This is a genomic window from Sphaerotilus sulfidivorans (assembly GCF_013426975.1).
GTDB lineage: Bacteria > Pseudomonadota > Gammaproteobacteria > Burkholderiales > Burkholderiaceae_C > Sphaerotilus > Sphaerotilus sulfidivorans.
Window position 1 is genome coordinate 1 of sequence record NZ_JACCPY010000105.1, and the last position, 366, is coordinate 366.

The following is a 366-nucleotide window of genomic DNA, read 5'->3' on the forward strand; positions in this document are numbered from 1 at the left end:
GAGCTGCTGCAAGCCCGTCAGGCTGCTCAGCACGCTCACATCCTTCAGTTGGCTGCACCCGCTCAGGTTGAGCTGCTGCAAGCCCGTCAGGCTGCTCAGCACGCTCACATCCTTCAGTTGGCTGCACTCGCTCAGGTCGAGCTGCTGCAAGCCCATGAGACTGCTCAGCCCGCTCACATCCGTCAGTTGGCTGCACACGCTCAGGTCGAGCTGCTGCAAGCCCGTCAGACTGCTCAGCACGCTCACATCCTTCAGTTGGCTGCACACGCTCAGGTCGAGCTGCTGCAAGCCCGTCAGGCTGCTCAGCCCGCTCACATCCTTCAGTTGGCTGCACCCGCTCAGGTAGAGCTGCTGCAAGCCCGTCAG

At 62.6% G+C, this 366-nt stretch carries 1 protein-coding gene; it reads right to left on the bottom strand.

Annotated features, from left to right (window positions below):
• Window positions 1-366: leucine-rich repeat domain-containing protein (locus HZU84_RS20140; protein ID WP_180693135.1), on the bottom strand; the 366-nt coding region annotated here is incomplete at both ends.